The sequence below is a fragment of the Nitrospirota bacterium genome (assembly GCA_040757335.1).
GTDB lineage: Bacteria > Nitrospirota > Nitrospiria > 2-01-FULL-66-17 > 2-01-FULL-66-17 > JBFLXB01.
The window spans coordinates 1-19,389 of record JBFLXB010000004.1; the positions used below are offsets into that span (position 1 = coordinate 1).

General features: G+C 66.6%; 16 protein-coding genes. 7 read left to right on the forward strand and 9 right to left on the reverse strand.

Annotated features, from left to right (window positions below; genetic code table 11):
* Nucleotides 1-184, forward strand: a 184-nt coding sequence (locus tag AB1451_03615) for a hypothetical protein (protein MEW6681998.1), incomplete at its 5' end; no start/stop codon positions are given.
* Between the two features lie 2 nt (nucleotides 185-186).
* On the opposite strand, the gene AB1451_03620 is transcribed toward AB1451_03615, so the two are convergent.
* From AB1451_03620 to AB1451_03630, 3 genes are all read right to left on the reverse strand, one after another.
* A complete protein-coding gene (locus AB1451_03620) occupies nucleotides 187-1,773 on the reverse strand; it encodes an MFS transporter (protein MEW6681999.1) in 1,587 nt (528 codons plus the stop codon).
* A gap of 134 nt (nucleotides 1,774-1,907) precedes the next feature.
* Entirely contained in the window at nucleotides 1,908-3,929 is a 2,022-nt protein-coding gene (locus AB1451_03625; protein MEW6682000.1) for an ATPase, T2SS/T4P/T4SS family, read from the reverse strand.
* A 15-nt stretch (nucleotides 3,930-3,944) separates the two neighbouring features.
* Complete coding sequence (locus AB1451_03630; protein ID MEW6682001.1) at nucleotides 3,945-4,712, reverse strand: glycerophosphodiester phosphodiesterase family protein; 768 nt, start codon at nucleotides 4,710-4,712, stop codon at nucleotides 3,945-3,947.
* A gap of 38 nt (nucleotides 4,713-4,750) precedes the next feature.
* Here AB1451_03630 and AB1451_03635 point away from each other — a divergent pair, with 38 nt between their 5' ends.
* Both AB1451_03635 and AB1451_03640 read left to right on the forward strand, forming a co-directional pair.
* Entirely contained in the window at nucleotides 4,751-5,059 is a 309-nt protein-coding gene (locus AB1451_03635; protein MEW6682002.1) for a DUF3467 domain-containing protein, read from the forward strand.
* Nucleotides 5,056-6,180 carry a CARDB domain-containing protein gene (locus AB1451_03640; protein MEW6682003.1) on the forward strand — a complete coding sequence of 375 codons (1,125 nt, stop codon included), beginning with the start codon at nucleotides 5,056-5,058 and terminating at the stop codon, nucleotides 6,178-6,180. Before AB1451_03635 ends, AB1451_03640 begins: the two co-directional genes overlap by 4 nt.
* Nucleotides 6,181-6,194: 14 nt before the next feature.
* Here AB1451_03640 and AB1451_03645 read toward each other — a convergent pair whose 3' ends face one another.
* The 5 genes from AB1451_03645 to AB1451_03665 are packed head-to-tail and all read right to left on the reverse strand — an operon-like array spanning nucleotide 6,195 to nucleotide 11,765.
* Nucleotides 6,195-7,181: a CocE/NonD family hydrolase gene (locus tag AB1451_03645; GenBank protein ID MEW6682004.1), complete on the reverse strand. Its 987-nt coding sequence runs from the start codon at nucleotides 7,179-7,181 to the stop codon at nucleotides 6,195-6,197.
* A complete protein-coding gene (locus tag AB1451_03650) occupies nucleotides 7,171-8,508 on the reverse strand; it encodes a hypothetical protein (GenBank protein ID MEW6682005.1) in 1,338 nt (445 codons plus the stop codon). Before AB1451_03650 ends, AB1451_03645 begins: the two co-directional genes overlap by 11 nt.
* Nucleotides 8,505-9,869: a neutral/alkaline non-lysosomal ceramidase N-terminal domain-containing protein gene (locus tag AB1451_03655; protein ID MEW6682006.1), complete on the reverse strand. Its 1,365-nt coding sequence runs from the start codon at nucleotides 9,867-9,869 to the stop codon at nucleotides 8,505-8,507. Before AB1451_03655 ends, AB1451_03650 begins: the two co-directional genes overlap by 4 nt.
* The gene (locus tag AB1451_03660) at nucleotides 9,836-10,975 is read right to left on the reverse strand and encodes a PHP domain-containing protein (GenBank protein ID MEW6682007.1); all 1,140 of its coding nucleotides are present in this window, start codon (nucleotides 10,973-10,975) and stop codon (nucleotides 9,836-9,838) included. Before AB1451_03660 ends, AB1451_03655 begins: the two co-directional genes overlap by 34 nt.
* Nucleotides 10,976-11,006: 31 nt before the next feature.
* On the reverse strand, nucleotides 11,007-11,765 hold the full coding sequence (locus tag AB1451_03665) for a TlyA family RNA methyltransferase (GenBank protein MEW6682008.1): 759 nt from the start codon (nucleotides 11,763-11,765) through the stop codon (nucleotides 11,007-11,009).
* A 97-nt stretch (nucleotides 11,766-11,862) separates the two neighbouring features.
* Here AB1451_03665 and ftsH point away from each other — a divergent pair, with 97 nt between their 5' ends.
* A complete protein-coding gene (gene ftsH / locus AB1451_03670; protein MEW6682009.1) occupies nucleotides 11,863-13,674 on the forward strand; it encodes an ATP-dependent zinc metalloprotease FtsH in 1,812 nt (603 codons plus the stop codon).
* A 55-nt stretch (nucleotides 13,675-13,729) separates the two neighbouring features.
* A complete protein-coding gene (locus tag AB1451_03675; GenBank protein MEW6682010.1) occupies nucleotides 13,730-15,556 on the forward strand; it encodes a PDZ domain-containing protein in 1,827 nt (608 codons plus the stop codon).
* Here AB1451_03675 and AB1451_03680 read toward each other — a convergent pair.
* Nucleotides 15,540-17,771, reverse strand: coding sequence for a fibronectin type III domain-containing protein (locus AB1451_03680; protein MEW6682011.1), 2,232 nt, complete (start codon nucleotides 17,769-17,771; stop codon nucleotides 15,540-15,542). The two genes, AB1451_03675 and AB1451_03680, sit on opposite strands and share 17 nt — an antisense overlap.
* Before the next feature lie 608 nt (nucleotides 17,772-18,379).
* On the opposite strand from AB1451_03680, the gene AB1451_03685 reads away from it, so the two are divergent.
* Nucleotides 18,380-18,832 carry an MEKHLA domain-containing protein gene (locus AB1451_03685; protein MEW6682012.1) on the forward strand — a complete coding sequence of 151 codons (453 nt, stop codon included), beginning with the start codon at nucleotides 18,380-18,382 and terminating at the stop codon, nucleotides 18,830-18,832.
* A gap of 18 nt (nucleotides 18,833-18,850) precedes the next feature.
* Nucleotides 18,851-19,147 (forward strand): DUF167 domain-containing protein, encoded by a 297-nt coding sequence (locus AB1451_03690; protein ID MEW6682013.1) that lies wholly within the window; start codon nucleotides 18,851-18,853, stop codon nucleotides 19,145-19,147.
* The last annotated feature ends 242 nt before the right edge of the window (nucleotides 19,148-19,389 follow it).

Consider the following 19,389-nt stretch of genomic DNA (forward strand, 5'->3'; position numbering starts at 1 on the left):
AAACCAACGGTTGTCCATTCCATCTACCGTCACGCAGCGAATCCGTGAGCTGAAGAGCCGGATGCGCGAATCGCGCACGTCCGGATCTGTGGGGGACCCGGGTGGCAACACCCGGGTCTACCCGACAATCTTTAGTTTCGAGGGGACGGACGGTTCATCGAAACACCGCTTTCCCGAGCGCTAAGATCAGGCCACCGGCCGCTGGCGCTCGTCGCGTGGTTTGACGCCCGCCCGTGCCGCCGCGGTGGCGGCGACAGCCAGACCCACCACCACCCCGAACAACGCGATGCCGGCAAGTTGCGCCCAGGTGCCGACCGTCTCCGGCGTGAACACGTCCCCGAGGCGCGAGAGCAGCGCGAACGAGGCGGTGGGATCCTTGTGCACGGCCTTCATGCCGGCAAGGGCTGCGGCGCTGAACGCGGCGAGTGCAGCGGCCAGCACCGCGCCTACCATGCCGCGCGCGAGCAGTGCGGCGGGCGACAAGGGTTTGCCGCGTTGCGCGGTGTCCGGTGCCAGCCGCGGTTCGCGACTTCCCAAGGGGGTAAATCGTTGGAGCATGATCATGCCGGGGATGCCGACCAGCATGGTGAACAGAAAGAAGTCCCGCCAACCGATCGCATCCACCAGCACACCGGTCACAGGTCCCGCCAGCAGGCGCGGGAGCGCGAAGAGGCTGGAGAAGAGCGCGTATTGCGTGGCGGAAAAGCGTTTCTGCGTCATGCGCAGCAGCAACACGCCGAACGCGCCCGTGCCCATGCCGGTGGTGAGGCTCTCGAAGCCCATCGCGCTATACATCACCGGCCGGTTAAGGCCGATCATCGCCACGGCCACATAGCCCAGATTGGAGACGATCTGCAGGGCGCCGAAGATCCAGAGCGCGTGGCCCAGGCCGATCGCGGTGGTCAGCGCGCCGCCCAGGAACGTTCCGGCGAGCGTGGCGATCAGGCCGATGGTGGCGGTGGCCACGCCGACGTCGATGTTGTCGAACCCTACCTGTACCAGGAACGGCCGCACCAGCGCACCCGCGAGGTTGTCAGCGAGCTTGTAGAGCACCACGAACGCCAGGATCTCCCACGCGCGATGCGTGCCGAGAAAGCCGACGAACGGGTCCCACACCGCCTCGCGCAGGCTACGCGGGGCGGGAGCGGCCGCCTCGTCCGGCTTGGGCGCCGCCACGGTGACGAAGAATATCGGGACGTAGAAGACGGCGAGCACCGCGAACACGGTTGGCCACGACCACAGGCCGGCCAGGGTAATCGCCAGGCCGCCGGCCGTGAACATGGCCGCGCGGTAGAGCGCGGTCCGCGCCCCCACGGCCACGCCCTGCTCCTCAGGCCGAAGCACCTCCACCGCGTACGCGTCGATCGCGATGTCTTGGCTCGCGGACGCAAAGGCGATGGCCAGCGACACGGTTCCGATGATCCACACCGCGTCGGGATGAAGGGCCAAACGCGCCAACCAGAATGTGAGCGCCAGGAGCGCCACTTGTGTGGCGAGCGCCCACCCGAGTTTTCGGCCCAGGCGCGGGATCGGCAGGCTGTAGCGATCCATCAACGGCGCCCACGCGAATTTGAAGGTCCACGGCGCTTGGGCCAGGGTGAACAGGCCGATGACTTTGATGTCCACGCCCTCCTGCGCGAGCCAGGTCGGGATCGCGATCCACACCAGGCCCAGTGGGAGGCCGGAGGAGAAGGACAGAAGGGTGACCGCGGCGGTGCGCCACGCGCGCAGCGCGAGCCAGACGGCGTGCCAACCAGCGGGACGGTCTGTCACCGCCGAGCCTCGAAGGGAGGCGCCGCGAAGCGGACGTGCGTCTCAGGCATGCTGATGAGGGATCAGTAAAACGCCTGGAGTATAGGAGTGCGGTGCGAACAAGGCAAGGAAAGGGCCGGAATCACGACGCGGGACTATTCATTGACGGCGCGGCGCCCCCGCCGACTCTGGAGGGGGGACAGTTCCACGACCGCGGGGTGATCCTCCTTGCGGCGACAGCGCGGACAGTAGGTCCATCCTTCGCGGAGGGTTTTCCCGCACTGCGGACACCGATTCGCGACCGGGGTGCCGCACGAGGGGCAGGTGAGAAAGTCCGAGTGCAGGACCCCCTGGCACGTGGCGCACAACGTCTCGTACGACCCCTCCACTTCCACTACCCGGAGCAGTTCGTCGACGCTGGTGGCGCCCTCGCGAATCATCGCGAGGCCGGCCTGAAAGAGCGTGGTCATCCCGGCCGCCAGGGCTTCGTGTTGGACTTCGTGGTCGGGAGCACCGGCCATCACCAGTTCGCGCAGCCGCGTGGTCATTACCAGGATTTCGTGCAAGCCGAGTCGCCCGCTGTGCCCGGTTTGTTGGCACGCCGGGCAGCCCACGGCGCGGTGGACGCTCATCGACCGTCCGACCTTGTGCGGGACGCGCAAGGTGAGCAATTCCTCTTCGGTAGCGGTATCCCTGCGGCGGCAGGTCTCGCAGAGGCGCCGGACCAGGCGCTGTGCAATGACCCCCACCACCTGAGAGGCGACGAGGTACCGCGGCACGCCCAGATCCACTAGGCGCGACAAGGTGGAGGGCGCGTCGTTGGTGTGGAGGGTGGAGAGCACCAGATGGCCGGTCATGGCGGCACGAACCGCGATCTGGGCGGTCTCCGCGTCGCGGATCTCCCCGATCAGGATCACGTCGGGATCCTGGCGCAAGACCGCCCGCAGGCAGGCCGCGAACGTGAGGCCGATTTCCGCGTTGACCTGCATCTGATTGACCCCCTCGAGCTGGTATTCCACCGGATCTTCCACGGTCGCGATATTGACCGCGATCGTGGCGAGGCGTTGGATCATCCGAAACAGGGTGGTGGTTTTGCCGCTGCCTGTCGGCCCGGTCACCAGAATCAGCCCCTTATGGTGCGTCAGGAGTGAGGCCATGAAGGCCTCATCGCGCGGCGACATCCCGAAGGGGCCCAACGCTTGGGCCGCCGAGGATTGCAGCACGCGCATGACGATTTTTTCCCCGTGTTGCACCGAGACCACCGACACCCGCAGGTCCAACTCCTGTTGGTTCACCATGACCCGCACCGCGCCGTCCTGGGGGAGTCGTCGCTCCGCAATGTCGAGCTTGGCCAGGACTTTGAGCCGCGAGACCAATGCTCCTTGCACCCACTTGGGCAGGCGCATGTCTTCACGCAACAATCCGTCCACGCGGTAGCGCACCCGGACCTCGCGCTTCTCGGGTTCGATGTGGATGTCGCTGGCTCGCAGCGTGACCGCTTTGGTCAGGATCATGTTCGCCAAGCGGATAATGGGCGCGAGCCGGCTGCGGTCGGCGAGGGATTTGGTTTCCTCGGGCGTGAGCGAGATTTCGGGGACCAGCTCCACTCGGACGTCGCTGAACTGCGAGGAGCTTTCTTCGACCAGGGCCTCCACCAGCGCGCCCTCGCGATCAGGGTCGGATTCCGCGGCTTTGTACCGCGCGTCGATCGCCTCGAGGAGGGCGCGCCGGCTGGCCAGCACGGGCTGGACGGGCGCGCCGCTGCAAAACCCGAGGTCCTGGATCGCTTCGTAATCGAGGGGATCAGCAAGGGCGACCACCAGCCGCTTGCCCTCGAAGCGGATGGGAAGCGCGGTGTATTTTCGGGCCACGGCGGGCGGAACCAGCAGCAGGGCGTCCGGGTCGCTGGGCGTCTGCGAGGGATCGAGTTGCGGCAGACCCAGTTGGCTCGCGAGAATGGCGAACAACTCGCCCTCCGTGAGGTAGCCCATCTCGATCAATGTCTCGCCCACGCGTCCGCCGGTCTCCCGCTGGCGCGCCAGGGCGGTCTCCAGTTGCGTGGGCGTGAGGGTGCCCCGTTCGATCAACAAGTCGCCGAGACGTTTGCGGGCGATGAGGGTCTCCTTGCCAGGAACCGGGTGCGGCCTAAAGGTAGAGTCGAGCGGCCAGACCGTCAAGCCACAGCGGTGTGCTCACGGGCGGTTGGTAAAAAAGCCATCGACCCCAAGGCGCAACAACCGAGCCTTGTCGCGCGCGCGGTCCACGGTGTACGGAATCACCGCATGCCCTGCGCGATGGATCGTGCGGACGAGATCCGCCGTCACGACGCGCGCTGGAGGATGGATGGAGCACGCCTCAAGGCGCCTGGCTCGTGCCAGCGCGGTGCGCAGCGACCAGGGATGCACCAGCACGCCGATCGCGATCGAGCGGTCCAGGCGCCGGAGGCGTTCGAGATAGCGCACGTGGAACGACGAAATCAACGCCCGGCGAGCCCAACCGAGGCGGCGCAGCACTCGCAGCAACTTCGATTCGAGGTGCGGGTAGAGCCGCTTCCTTCCGGTTTTGAGCTCGATATTGGCGGCGGCCCTCCCATCCAGCACGCGCAGTACCTCGCGAAGCGTCGGGACCCGTGTGCCTTCGAACGCCGGTGAGAACCACGCTCCGGCGTCCAGTCCCGTGATCTCGCGACGCGAGCGGGTTCCAACCGCCGCGCGCACTCCGGTGGTGCGCCGGAGCGAGGCGTCGTGGATCACCACGAGCTCGCCGTCTCGAGTCTGGTGCAGGTCGAACTCGATCACGGGCGCTCCGGCCTGGAGCGCGAGTCGAAACGCGGGAAGCGTGTTCTCGGGGGCCGCGGCCGACGCGCCCCGGTGGGCGATGATCAAAGGGCGGTTGCAGCGCCGCGCTCTTATCGCCGCCTGGAGGACCGACCGCACTGGCCGAATTGACTTGGCTGTCATGATCCGGTACAGTCCTTCGCTGCGTCCGCGAGATCGTCGTGAGCACCCCGGAACCGCCGAATCCGCCCCTCCAAATTCAGGTCGAACTCGACGACGGCGTCGCGCAGGGCATTTACACGAACCTTGCGTTGGTGGCGCATACGGAAACGGAGTTTCTGTTCGATTTCCTGTTCGTCCAGCCCCAGCAGCCCAAAGCCAAGGTTCGGGCGCGAATCATTTCCAGCCCGAGCCACACCAAGCGATTTTTTCTCGCGCTGCGCGAAAACATCACTCGATACGAGGTCCGCTTCGGAGAAATCAAGGTGTCCGAGGGCGGACCCGGTCCACGCGGCCTCCCCCACGAATGACGCGGTGGCGCGGAGTCCCGTTGGTCGCGGGGCTCTTGTTCGCCGTACTCGGAGTCGCCTCCCGAGCGGCCGCGGCTGACCTGCCCCGGCCGGTCGCGCTGCACGGCGCGTTGACGCCCGATGGCGCGTCGGCCTCCATACAGGTCACCGTCGGCAATCCGTTGCCCAACCACGTCAGCGCACCCGGTGTGCTGGAAGTGTACCTGTCCCGCGACGGCGTGATCGACGCCGACGACGTGCGCCTCGATCAACGGCCGGTGACCGCCGTTGCAGCGGGCGGCCGGGCCGAGTTCGACCTGAGGCCCGCCGTGCCCCCGCAGCCTCCGGGACGGTATTACGTGATCGCGAGGGTGCTTCCCGCCGATCCCGCCGCGGCGCCGCCCCGCGCGACCGACGCGCTCTGGGGCGTGCCGCTGGCGCTCGGCCCCGATCTGGTGATCGAGGACCTTCGCGCGACCAACCGGGCCGAGGGCGCGCAGGTCACGGGGCGCGTGCGAAACCGCGGGACTCACACGGCGCCCGCGGTCTCGGTCGGCGTGCTGTGGACCCTCCGCGACGATCCGGTCACCCGAGCCCAGGAGTCCGCGGCGCTGCCGGAGGTGGCGGCGAACAGCACGGCGTTGTTCGACGTGCTCGTGACGCCCGGCGATCTCCCCGCCGGGGAGTACGGGCTGATGGCCGAGGTGGATCCGGACCAACGGATCGCGGAATCGGACGAGGACAATAACCGATCCCGGCTCGCCGCCGGGTTCCGCCTGGGACCGGACCTGGTGGTCGCCGAGTTGTCGGCCCGTCAGGAAGGCGGCGCCGTGGTGGTCCGCGACGCGGTCTCGAACCAGGGCAATCGGAGCGCTGACGGCTGCGGGATCCTGTTCTTTCTGTCGCGAAACGGGGTATGGGATCAAGGCGACGTCTCGCTCGGGTACCGGCTGGTGCCGTCCCTCCAGCCCGGAACCGACTCCCGCGCCGAAACGCACCTGCCGATCCCACCACGCGGCTTGTCCACGGCCCGCTACTTTCTGATCGCCAAGGTGGACGGCGCCAACACCGTGGCGGAAAGCCGTGAAGGCAACAATCTGGCCCTGGCCCCGGCGCCGCTGGATCTGCGACTCCCGCCCTAACTGGGTCCCGCGCCTCACGGCCCTTCCTCAAAGATCCGCGTAAAGTGCGCCAGCATCTTGTGTCGGGCGTACGAGGAGAACAGCCCGGCGGTGTAGTGCCCTGCGGGCAGCCAGACCAGATCCGGTCGTCCGAACCCGCGCCAAAGAGCCTCGACATACGATCGAGGGATGACGCGGTCGAAACGGGCGTTGATCATCAACACCTTGCGAGGCGATACCAGGGGCGCGTAGGTGAGGGGGTCCACGTCTTCGAGCGTGGGCGCAACCGACTCGTTAAAGGACCGGCGCGTGAGGCCTTGCTCCGCGATCAGACTGTCCCGGATGCGCTCCAGCGAGGACTGGTGGGAGTCGCGGATAATGCCGGCCAGGTTGCCGCCGCCCAGGAGCAGCGCCGCGGCGCGAATTCGGGGTTCCACGGCGGTGAGCAGACTCCCGACCAGCGCGCCGTGCGACATGCCGACCAGCGCGATCCGACCACCGTCGATTTCTTGGCGCGTGAGCGCCCAGTCCAGGACACGGCGCGCGTCGATCACCCGCGCCCGCAACAGATCCCGAAATAACGGAAGGCTCGCGGGGCTGCCGTAGAGCCGGCCGATGTCGCCCTGGCTGCGAAAGCGGACGCACGCGTAGCCCTGCTCGGCAAAATAGACCGCGAAGCCTTGTGAAAAATAATCGCCGCGCGTAATCGGCAGCAGCAGCACGAGCGGAAAGCGCTTCCCCTCGTTGGGAAGGTACAGGAAGGCTTCGACCGGTTCCACGCCCGGCGCGTGCAGGACCGACGAAAACGTGAGTCGGCTGACCGTGTAGGTCCCGCGCCGTTTGACCGAGCCGATCCGCGGCTGCAACGGCACGGGCGGGACGTCGAACAGCGCGGTGTGCCGATCCGGGACCGGAAACGAAGACCGATCCGGGACCGGCACCGAAGCTGCGCACGCGGTGAGGGTCAGGACCAGGCCGAGGCGCGCGGCGCGGGCTGCGACGGCGAACGGCTTACTGCGCATCGGCCAGGAATCCGTGTCGGCGTCCCAACCAGTAGGCGACCAGGTAGTCCACCCCAGCCAGGGACACGCGCGGGTCGCCGCGGCGATCGAGTCGATAGGGGTTGGAGGCCCATTCGAACGACGACCGCGGGCGCTCATCGACCGGGACCGGCCGGCAAGCCTGGGGGGCGCCGTGTCGGTCGTCGAACCAGGCGCGGCACACGTCGCGTCGCGTGCTGTTGACCACGGTCTCGTCGCGTTTGGGAAATGGAAACCGCGTCAGCGTGTCCATTGCCAACGCCAAGGCGGTCTCGTCGCGCCACCCCGGGTCTTCCACCGCCTGGGTGATGAACGCGAAGAACGGATTGCCTTCGGCCCGAACCACGCCCCACACGCGCCCTAACGCCTCGCGGTATCGTTCGACGAGTTCCGGGTCGCGCTCGAGCCGAATCAGCGGGTACAGGCCCAGGTACGCGAGGTTGTTGTCCGAGTGGTTCACGCCGAACAGATACTCCCACCAGGGATCGCGCGCGCGCACCGCGGCGCGCCCGTATCCGCGATCGAGCAGGGTCGCGTACGCGCGGTCGAAGCGCTCCGCCCGTGTGACCGACACCGCGACCTTCGCGAACGTCAATGCCAAGAGCGAGTTGAGCGGCTCGGTCAACGCCCCGCCGGCGAGGTCGCCGTGTTTGGTGGGGCGGCCGTCCGCGTCCACGATCCGCCACTCGTGCGCGATCAAACGGTCGACCAGCGCGGCCACGCGCCGCGCGATCTCCTCGCGGTGGGGAGCATCTTCTTCCAGCGCCTCGAAGGCCGCGGCGTACCCGAAAAACACGCCGGCGTACTGGTCCACGCTCACGTCGCCCAGCCAGCGAAATGCCCGCCACGGCCCTGAGCCCTGCCGCCACGTCGGCCATTCTCGCGGCACCGGGCCGCTCGCGCGTTTGACCATCCTCGCCAGCACGCCGGGAACGCCGGTGGCGTCGTGGAGGAGGTGCAGACCCGCGAGACCGCGGTCCAGGCGTTCGGCCGCTGCCGGATCGCGGGTGGCCATCCACCGGAACGCCTCGGCCGCCACGTAGCAGCCGGTCCAGATCGCGGCGTCCTGAGCGTTGAGTGGATCATTCGGGTCCGGCGGGTCACGACGCTCGCTGAGCACAAGCCCTTCGGGCGTGAGGTGCGGGATCATGGCCGCCTCGAACCGCAGCGCCTTGGCGAGCAGTCGGCCGTCGCGGGGCGGCGCCTGCGGCAGGGGCCCGAGCGGCCGGCGAGCATCCGGAATGCTCACCCGAGGCCGACAGCCCGCCACCGCGAGGGCCGCGAGCAAGACTGCGCGCCGCGAAATCACGGCGCGACCGGTGGGAGCGGACCCAGGCGCGACAAACCGCGGGAGACCACCGCGGACAGATAGCGATCCATGTACGGGCCGTTGAACGACATTCGCGCCTCGTAGTGGGGGGTCTCGTAATACTCCGAAGGGATCACGTACCCCACATAGTCATTGGCGAATCCAACGACCACGGCGCGTCGGCCCAAGCGAGTGGCCTCGGCCTTCCAGGCCGCGCCGATCTGCGCGGAGAGGTCGCACGGCACGCCGATGAGGATCCCGTCGCCGATTACCGCAAGGGTGACGCTGGTGGCACGGTCGAAGAGCAGATCGCCGACCACCCGCGGAAGACGTCGGTGGGGCGAGACTTTGATCTGCGAGGCCGGCAGGTCGAGCGTCAACCGCCAGGAGCCCAGCGCCGCGCGACCAGCCCAGGTGTCTGCGGGCAGGCGATCCCTGGCGGTCTGGACGCGATCCGCGAGATCAACGCCCATGGCCTCCGTGGCTGTGAACCGATCCCGAGCCTCCGGTGGGACGCCGGTTTGATCAGCCACCGCGCCGGCCGTGAACAAGGCCACCCCGCCCCGCTCTTCCAGCGAGCGAGCGAACGCGCCCGGATAGTCACCCGACAACAGCGCGTTGTCCGCCTTGAGGACCGTGGCATGGGCGGAAAAATTGACCACGGTCGCCAGCGGGATCCCGGCGGGTCGCCGCACCGCCAGAAACGGGACCGCGGCGTCGGCATATCCGTCGGGAATCATGCGGTTGGTGACGCGATCGGGCGCCATGGCCTCCCCCCACGCGACTTCGGCGGGGGCAAGGTCGCGTATCGCGGTAATCGCGGCCGTCGACGCACGATCCACCAAGAAGCGAAACAGGGTCTCGTCGTACTCGCCGGCCGCAAAGCTCTCCCACACCCTGCGGGCGACGGCGCCGAAGCTGGAATGCGTGTGGGTTGCGGCAACGATCAGGTCCCCGCCCGCCACGTTGACCTCGCGATCGAGGCGCGCCTCGATGGCGGTCACCATGTCGTCGGTGACGGCCAGGAGATCCAGGGAGACCAGCACGAGCGTGCGCTCGCCTGCGGCCAGCGCCAATGCGCGAGCGTACACCCGGTCGTGTACGCCCTGGGACGGTCGGCCCAGGCGGTTGCCATAGCCCGCGAGGGGCGGGGAGCCGGTCGGCGTCATGTCCACCCGAGCGGCTCCGGCCAGCAGAGGCTGCGGCTCGATCGGCGTCACCCGGTCGGCTTGAGCGAGCGCCGCGGTGAACGCGGAGGTGGACTCGACCGGCGTGTGATCGATGGGCAGGCAGCCGCTCGCTGGGAGGGCCAGCAATACCCCGACGGTCAGCGCACGTAAATGGGGTTTGAGAAGATCCACGGACGCCATTGTCCTTGCACCGAGAGCGCTACTTCCGCGCGGTAGACCCCAGCCCCTGGCGCGGGCAGCGAGAGACGAGCGGCCTCAGCGTGCGCCACGGGGCGCCCGTCGCGCAGCACGGTGATCAGCCCGCGATGGGGTGCGAAGACCTCGACCGTCAACCCGTGCGCGACCGGCACCTCGTCGCCCATGTGCCACGCTGTCCCGGTCCCGTCAATCACGCGGAACTCGAAATCCGGGGCGGGCTTGAACACCTCGAAGGCAAAATAGACCCGACCCTGGCGAAGGGCGGCCAGCAAGCCGTCCCGCGTGCGATCGGGGGCCAGGACATACAGCGGCACGAGCCGAAACGCCAATGGGTAGGGATCGAGTTGTCGCCCCAATACGCGGACGTTCTGATGCGCGTCCGGGGTGGCGACGGCGGTCAAGCGGCGCCGAGTGGTTTGTTGGTCGAAGGCCGCCAGCGCGCGGTCGGGCCGCCGGATCGTCCTGGACAAGATCTCTCCGGGATAAGTGCCGTACCAGACCGCCACGTCCAGCGCCCATGCCAGGTACCGCCAGCGGTGGGTCTTGGCTTCATCGTACAGGTCCCAGACTTCGACCCCGGCCACCGAGGGTTCGTCCCACAACGTGAGCCGGTTGGGATGGGCGCCGATTGGCAGCCCGCCCTGCGCCGTGATTGCGGTCGCCACCTCGGCGCAGGTCAGACCCTGGGGGTCGAGGAAGCGGTCGATCCCGACGGCGAGCAGGTACTGGTCGTCGCACCGAAACTCGGCGCCTCGGATCAGGAGCACGCCGTTGCGTTCACCCGCCATGCCGGACTCGAAGATCGCGGGGCGGTTGTGATCCGTCAACATCACGAAGTCCAGACCCGCGGCGCGGGCCGCACGCACGATCTCATCTTCATCGCCGCGGCTGTCGTGGGAGAGGTGGGTATGGACGTGCACCACGCCTTTGAACCGTCGAAGCTCCGGGTCCGCCGGGGAAGCGGGCTCCGCGGGCAGCGCGGCGAGTTCTTGGCGGATGGCGTGGAACGTAGAGGGAAGGGTGCACCCGACCGTCACGCTGAGGGCGACGAGCCCCACGATCGCGGACGCACCGCGCATACCGAAATAGTACTTGAAGGTGCCCGAGCGATCAAGCGCGGGGGGCGACGACGAGCGCGACCAGGTACTCCTGGTTGCCGTCCCGCCCCTGGATCGGCGAGGGGATCGTCCCTTTCCAGGCCAGTCCCGACCCCGCGGCCGCCGCCACCACGTCCTCCACGGCGCGGATCCGCTGGGCCGGGTCTCGGACGATCCCGCCCCGGCCGACGTGCGCGCGTCCTACTTCGAACTGCGGTTTGACGAGCGCGATCACCCGCGCCTCGGGCCGGAGAAACTCCGCGGCCTTCGGGAGGACCAGGCGCAGGGAGATGAACGACACGTCGATGACCGCGAGATCGATCGGGTCGGTGATGGTGGCGCGCGGCAAGCTCCGGATGTTCGCGCGCTCCACCAATCGGATGCGCGGGTCGCTGCGGAGTTCCCATGCGAACTGTCCGTATCCGACATCCACGGCCCACACGCGGGTCGCCCCCCGCCTGAGCAGGCAGTCGGTGAACCCGCCGGTCGATGCCCCGATGTCCAGACACACCAGGCCGTGGGGGTCGATCCCGAACGCGTCCAGCGCCGCGGCGAGTTTCATTCCTCCGCGGCTGACGTAGGGATGTTCGGGACCTTCGACGTGCAACGTGGCGTCCGCCGCGACGAACTCCCCGGGTTTTTCGACCGGGCGATCGCCGGATCTCACCAGCCCCGCCAAGATCAGCGCGTGGGCTCGCGCGCGGCTGGGGGCCAGGCCGCGGGCCACCAAAGCCAAGTCCGCTCGTTGTTTCTTGATCGGTGCACGCGACATGCTCACACCGTAGCAAACCGTTCGCCGGCGGCGCAACCGGCGAGCCCTTGCGCTTTGTGGGGCGGGCCGTGTATCAAGGATCGAGGAGTGCGTCACGATGGACAAGAAACAGCTACGGTTCTCGATCTGGTACGTGGTGGTGGCGCTGTGGGTCGTGGCCCTGATCCAGTTGTTCGTGACTCCCGCCTTCGGCCCCTCGGAGCTCTCTTACAGCGACTTCAAGGCCGCGGTGGCGGGAGACAAGGTGGAAGAGGTGTCGATTTCAACCGCCACGATTCACGGCCGTCTCAAAGCCGACCAAGCCGGGGACTCGGCGCGTCTTTTCAACACCATCCGAGTGGACGATCCGGACCTCTTGCGCGATCTGGAGGCCCACGGCGTGAAAGTCACGGGCGTGATCGAGAGCACCTTTCTCCGCGATTTACTCTCCTGGGTGGTGCCGATTCTGGTGTTTGCGGGAGTGTGGCTGTTCCTCATGCGCCGGATGGGTCAGGGCCAGGGCGGGTTTATGACCGTGGGCAAGAGCAAAGCCAAGATCTACATGGAGCAGGATATCAAGGTGCGGTTCACCGATGTGGCGGGCGTGGATGAAGCGCAACAGGAGCTGCGCGAGGTCATCGAGTTTCTCAAGACCCCCGGCAAATTTACCCGCTTGGGCGGCAAGATCCCCAAAGGCATCCTGTTGGTGGGTCCGCCGGGAACCGGGAAAACCCTGCTCGCGCGCGCCGTGGCCGGGGAGGCCGCAGTTCCGTTCTTCTCGATCAGCGGGTCCGAGTTCGTGGAGATGTTCGTCGGCGTGGGCGCCGCGCGGGTGCGCGATCTGTTTCTGCAGGCCAAACAGAAGGCGCCGTGCATCATCTTTATCGACGAGTTGGACGCCTTGGGGAAAGCGCGCGGGATGGGACCCATGGCGCATGAAGAGCGCGAACAGACGCTCAACCAGCTCCTCGTCGAGATGGACGGGTTCGATCCGCGCGTCGGGGTGATCCTGATGGCCGCGACCAACCGGCCGGAGATTCTGGATCCCGCGTTGCTCCGCGCCGGGCGCTTTGATCGCCACGTGGTGGTGGATCGCCCCGATCGGTTGGGCCGGCTGGCAATTCTCAAGGTTCACGCCCGCAGCGTACCCCTTGGGCCCGACGCGGATCTCGAAGTCATCGCCGGAATGACGCCGGGCTTCGTGGGGGCGGATCTGGCCAACCTGATCAACGAATCCGCGCTGCTGGCGGTTCGCCGGGGCAAGGACCTGGTGGGCGCCGCGGAACTGCAGGAGGCCGTGGAACGGGTCATTGCGGGGCTTGAGCGAAAGAACCGCGTGTTGAATCCCATGGAACGCGAACGCGTGGCGCATCACGAAATCGGTCACGCGCTGATGGCGTTGTCGATGCCCGGCATGCACCCGGTCCAGAAAATTTCGATCATCCCGCGCGGCGTTGCCGCGCTCGGGTACACGCTGCAGTTACCCACCGAGGACCGCTTTCTGATGACCAAGTCGGAGCTTGAGGATAAAATCGCCATGCTCCTGGGTGGCCGCGTGGCGGAAGAGATCATCTATCACGAAGTCTCCACCGGGGCCCAAGACGATCTGATGAAGGCCACCGACATTGCGAAGAGCATGGTTAAGACATACGGCATGAGCGCCAAGCTCGGCGGGGTCACGTTCGACGGCGCACGACAACCCACGTTCCTGCAGGCAGCCCCAGCCGGCGCTCCTGCGGACTACAGCGAAGCCACGGCGCGGGAGATTGACTGCGAGGTGCGGTCCATCATCGACGCGCAATACGCCCGGGTGCGGGCCACGCTGCAAGCGCGTCAGGATGCGCTGCGACGGGCGGCCGCCGTACTGCTGGAAAAAGAGACCATGACCGGCGACGAGTTGCGGACGTTCGTCGCGTCGCCCGCCGCATAGTCCGCAACGCATCACGCGTCGTTGGCCCCGGGCGGGTTTCTGCTACAATCGCGCCGTGCCCGCGTCCGATCCGATTCGATACCGTATCGAGCCCGTCGACCCCGCCGCTCACCTGTTCGAGGTGACGTGTACGATTCCCGACCCGGACCCGAACGGCCAGCGCGTGGCCCTGCCGACTTGGATTCCCGGCAGCTATCTCATCCGGGACTTCGCCCGTCACGTGGTGACGCTCCACGCGCGGTCACAGGGTCGGCCGGTTCACGTGATCAAGCTCGACAAGGCCAGCTGGCGCTGCGACCCGGTCAGTGGTCCCTTGATCATCGTGTGCCGCGTGTACGCGTGGGACCTGTCGGTTCGCACCGCGTACCTCGACACGACGCGGGGCTACTTCAACGGCACCAGCGTGTTTTTGATGGTCGAGGGACAAGAGCACCGGCCGTGCGCCGTGGAGATCGCGCCACCGCCTGGCGGGGCGCGCGACTGGCGCATCGCGACCGCGATGCGCCGAAGCGGTGCGGACCCGTACGGGTTCGGCGGCTATTGCGCAGCGGACTACTACGAACTAGTCGACCATCCGGTCGAGATGGGGAACTTTGCCCTGGCGTCGTTCACGGCGTGCGGGGTCCCGCACGATGTGGTGCTCACGGGGCGCCACCGCGCGGACGTCGAGCGCCTCGGCCGAGATCTGCAAGCCGTCTGTGAACACCACATTCGGATGTTCGGAGAACCCGCACCATTCGATCGGTACGTGTTCCTGATCCACGCGGTCGGTGACGGCTATGGAGGGCTCGAGCACCGGGCCTCCACCAGCCTGCTGTGCTCGCGCAACGATCTCCCGAACCCCGGCGAGGCCGAGGTCAGCGACCAGTACCGCACGTTTTTGGCATTGGCAAGCCACGAGTATTTTCACGCCTGGAACGTGAAGCGGATCAAACCCCAAGCGTTCGTGCCCTACGATCTATCTCGAGAAATGTACACGCGACTGTTGTGGGCGTTCGAGGGCATCACCTCGTACTACGACGCGCTGGCGCTGGTCCGCACCAAACGCATCACGCCGACGAGCTACTTGGAGCTGTTGGGTCAAACCATCACGCGACTGCTGCGTGGGGCCGGGCGGTTCAAGCAGACCGTGGAAGAGTCGAGCTTCGACGCGTGGATCAAATTCTACAAACCCGATGAAAATACCCCGAACGCCGTGGTCAGCTATTACACCAAGGGGGCGTTGGTCGCGTTGGCGCTCGATCTCACCATTCGACGTGAGACCGCGAACACTCGGTCGCTGGACGACATCATGCGGGCGTTGTGGGAACGGTACGGCAAGACCGGCATCGGCGTTCCCGAAGACGGCGTGGAGCGGATCGCCTCGGACGTGTCGGGGCTTGATCTACGGGCGTTTTTTGATCACGCGCTGCGGAGCGCCGAGGACCTGCCGCTCTCCGAGCTGTTTGCGGCGTTCGGCATCGACCTCGCGTTGCGGCCGGCGGAGTCGGAGCAGGACAAGGGCGGGAAGCCAGTCGCCAACCCCCGCCCAGCCAGGTCGACACTCGGAGTCCGCTTGGCGGATCAGACTCCGGACGCGACGTTGGCCGCGGTTTACGACGGCGGCGCGGCTCGCGCCGCGGGTCTGGCCGCCGGTGACGTGATCGTTGCGGCCGACGGGCTGCGGGCCACGCGGGCAAACCTGGATGCCCTGGTCGGCACGCACCCGCCGGGAAACACGGTCCGCATCCATGCGTTTCGCCGCGACGAATTGATGGTATTCGACGTGGTGCTCAGGGCCGCGCCCGCGGATACCTGCGTCCTCACGCTGCGGGATCCGGTCGACGAACTGACTCGGTCCCGGCGCGCCGCGTGGTGGGCTGAGGTCAACCCGGAGACGTAACCGCCCCTGCCGCGGGCCAGCGGACGAGCCGTCGCCGCATCAGGTAGATCGCGACCAGAGCCATCAGCACCAGATCGGCAGCCTGCCACGGCCCGGACGGCGGGTCACCGTTGCGCGGGATGATCATTCCGCAACCCCCTGTCTGGGGCGAGGAGTCTTCGTTGAGCGAGCTCAAAGATGCCCCGGACATGGCTGACGCGAACGCCGTGTTCTGGCGATTGCCCGAGAAGTCGTACGACGCGGCGGCGTAGTAGTAGGTCACCCCGTCGATCAATCCGTCGTGGAGCGCCTCGCCCGCCTCTCCGGGCTGGCCCGAGAAGTCCCCCAGGATCTCCCCGTCGGTCGGACCGGTGGGGAATCGGTCTAGGCGGAAGCGAATCTGCACGCCGACGAAATCCGCATCCGGAGGGTTGTTCCAGCGCAATCTGATCTGGCCAAGCTCTCCGGTGGCCGAAAATTGGCGCACGTCCTCGGGAGCTGTGGTGTCCGCGACCGTGGGGAGAACCACCGTCAGGTCGTTCGAACGGGATACATTGCCAGCGGCATCCGCACTCTGCGCCCGGACGTGGTACGTGGCTCCGGCGGTCAAGCCGGTGAGCGTTTGGCTGTGGCTCGACACCAGGGTCGCGCTGGCCGGAGATTGTTGCCCGTAGGCCGTGGTGAGGCCGAACTCGACCCACGAGGTCGCCGGCTCGTTGGTGGACCACGTCACCACGACGGACGTCGGCGTCGCGTTTCCCGCAGCCAGGTTGGAAATCGTGGGGCCGGTGGTGTCGGGCGCGGCGGCCGTGGTGAAGGTCCTATTGGTCGAGACCGCGACGTTGCCGGCCGCATCCGCGCTGCGGACGCGGTAGTTGTAGGTGGTTGCGGTTTGGAGCCCGGAGAGCGCGGCGCTGTGGGCGGTGACCAGCGTGGCGTTGAGGGTGGTGGAGGCGCCGTAGGCCGTGGTGGTGCCGTAGTCGACCTGGGTGGTGGAAGCCTCGTTGGTGGTCCAGGTGATGGTCGCGCCCGCGTTGGTCACCGAGCCCGACGCAATGCTTGAGAGCGTGGGCGCGGTGGTGTCGGGTTGCGCGGATGTCGTGAACACAAAGTCGGCTGACGACGCCGTATTGCCGGCCGCGTCCGCGCTCCTGACGCGGAAGTGGTAGGTCGTTGACGCAGTGAGTCCGATCAGGGATCTGCTGTGGCTGGTGACCAGGGTGGTGTCGGTGGACGACGATCCATAGGAGGTCCCGAGGCCGTAGTCCACCACGGACGTCGACGGCTCGTTCGTGGACCACGTAATCACGGTGCTCGTGGCTCCCGTGGAACTGGCGACCACGCCGGAGATGGTGGGCGCCGTGGTATCCGGCGCCGCAAGCGTCGTAAAGGTGGCATCGCCGGAGACCGCGACGTTGCCGGCCGCGTCCGCGCTGCGTACGCGGAAGTGATAGGTGGTGCCGCCCTGCAAACCGACGAGCGCGGCGCTGTGAGCGGTGACGAGCGTGGCGTCGAGCGTGGTCGAGGCGCCGTAGGCCGTGGTGGTGCCGTAATCGACCTGCGTGGTCGCGGCTTCGTTGGTGACCCACGTGATGCTGGCTGCCGCGCTGGTCACGGAGCCGGACGTGATGTTCGACAGCCCCGGCGGCGTGGTGTCCGCGGCCGACGCGGTGGTAAACGTGTTGTCCGCCGACACCGCGGTATTGCCGGCGGCATCGGTGCTGATCACCCGATAGTGGTAGGTGGTGGCGGCCGATAGTCCGCTGAGTGTCCGGGTGTGGGCGGTCACCCGCGTGGAATCAAGGGCGGTTGAACTCCCGTAGCTGGTGGTGAGCCCAAATTCCGCCAGCGATGTCGACGCTTCGTTGGTCGCCCACGTCAGCGTCGTGCCGGATGCGGTGATGGCGCTGGCAGCAACCGCGGAAATCACGGGTGGGGTGGTGTCGGGGACGACCTTGCTCACCTCGTTGGAGAACCCGCTCAGCCCGCCCGCGGTGTTTTCCGCGGTCACCGCAAAATAGTACGTTCCGGGACCCAGCCCGGTGACGGTATACGAAGTCACCAAACCAACAGGAATCACCGTGGTGTATGAACCGGAGCTGGTTCCGTAGTGGACGTTGTACCGGGCCAAGTCAGGCTCGGTGTTGGCGTCCCAAGACAAGATGGCGTCTGCCGCAAAGACTGGAGTTCCCGACCCCAAGACGACGAGCGCCGCGAACAGGAGCGCGCCTATCAAAGACAGTACGGACGATGGGTGCGATTTGAGATTTTGTGGAATGCTGGGACTGCTGGTTGTCATGTCGGTCTAGCTCACCCTTCTGTTCGATTCTGGAACCTCACGATCCTTGTCTGCGTTTTGCGCTTTGAACATGCGAGTGCGCAAAACCACCGAAGCTCTCAGCAAAGATGGTGCCAACCCAAGATCGGTCGAAAGCGCGATGAAAGTGGTCGGATTTCTCGACAGGAACCGATCTCAAGGCAGGGGTGTCAGGTCGTCAGGAAACGATGTACTCGGTGCTGAATCGTAATCAGGATCACAGTTTCAGTGTGTCAGGCACGGATCGCGGACAGATCGAAGCGTCTTCGATGCGTCGACGCCGCTCGAGGCACCGGCGGCTCAGGGGCAAGTGCACCGCCCGGAATCTAGACGGTGCGAAGGGACAACTGCCAGGTTTTCAGCAATCTGGTGCAGACCCAGCCGACCTCGACTTTTGAGGGGGGGACGTGGTATGGCGTGGCTGTCTATCGTGGACGTTCACCGCGCATTCGGACGTTACGATGAACGATGCTCGTAGCAGCCAGCCGGAGTCGCGCTCCCTGAGCAATAGCGTAGCGCCGCCCCGTATGAGCAGAGCGCTTGCGGAGCATCTTCGGCGGCTCTCAGCGAGCTTTTCTCGTTGGACCGGCCGGGACTTGGTTGCAAGGCCGAGCGATGTCAACGATTTGGCCAGGCAATTGTTCGAAGCGCCGTTCGTCCTCCTCTCGCACGGGACCGAGTCGGATCCGATCCTCAACTACGGGAACCGGATGGCGCTGACCCTGTGGGAGACCGATTGGGAGCGATTTACGCGTATGCCGTCGCGCCTGACCGCGGAGCCGCTGGCCCGTGGCGAACGTGCGCGCGTTCTGGCCGATGTGGCACGTCAGGGCTATACCGATACGTACCGAGGCGTCCGGATCTCGACCGGCGGACGTCGGTTCCTGATCGAGCGCGCCGTGGTGTGGACGATTGTGGACGCTGACGGACGATACCAGGGCCAGGCCGCCATGTTCGAGCAGTGGATGTACCTCGATTGATGTGAAGCGCAGCGCACAGTGTCCCGCCTATCCGTGAAAGTGATTCCCAAGGCTTCCTCAACGCGCATCGTTGGCTGGCTGGGCAAGGCCTTGAAAGTCGCGGTCACCGCGGCGCCCGAAGGGGGGCGGGCCAACGCAGCCGTGTGCGAACTGCTCGCGTCGTCGCTGGGAGTGGCGACATCCCGTGTGCGGTGCGTTGCGGGGCACGCGTCGTCGCGAAAACTGTTCGAAATCGACGAATTGACCGAGACGGAGGTTGTCGCGCGCCTCGGTCGTCTTGGGGCTAGCCCGCAGGCCCATTCCCAAGAGTCCTGACCAGTACCTGAGGAGATCCCACCTCTGCGTTCTGTCCCGGGGAACAACTACCTTGGGACTCCCGCTGACGCCGCAAACAGGCCACTCGTGTCGTTACGAAGAAGATAACGCTCAAGTTTTTGCCCGACATCTCCAGGGATTCGGACGTCGTATTAAGAAACATGCTAATAGTTTCAACGCGTTAAATAAGATTTTGGATTGTCTAAAAAAAGTTCTTGCCTGGGACAAAATTTGGGATTATA

Excerpts from the sequence above, each read along its gene's own strand:
- AB1451_03630 (MEW6682001.1), bottom strand. The coding sequence starts at position 4,712 with ATGACAGCCAAGTCAATTCGGCCAGTGCGGTCGGTCCTCCAGGCGGCG.
- AB1451_03640 (MEW6682003.1), top strand. The coding sequence starts at position 5,056 with ATGACGCGGTGGCGCGGAGTCCCGTTGGTCGCGGGGCTCTTGTTCGCC.
- AB1451_03645 (MEW6682004.1), bottom strand. The coding sequence starts at position 7,181 with ATGCGCAGTAAGCCGTTCGCCGTCGCAGCCCGCGCCGCGCGCCTCGGC.
- AB1451_03660 (MEW6682007.1), bottom strand. The coding sequence starts at position 10,975 with ATGCGCGGTGCGTCCGCGATCGTGGGGCTCGTCGCCCTCAGCGTGACG.
- AB1451_03665 (MEW6682008.1), bottom strand. The coding sequence starts at position 11,765 with ATGTCGCGTGCACCGATCAAGAAACAACGAGCGGACTTGGCTTTGGTG.
- ftsH (MEW6682009.1), top strand. The coding sequence starts at position 11,863 with ATGGACAAGAAACAGCTACGGTTCTCGATCTGGTACGTGGTGGTGGCG.
- AB1451_03685 (MEW6682012.1), top strand. The coding sequence starts at position 18,380 with ATGAGCAGAGCGCTTGCGGAGCATCTTCGGCGGCTCTCAGCGAGCTTT.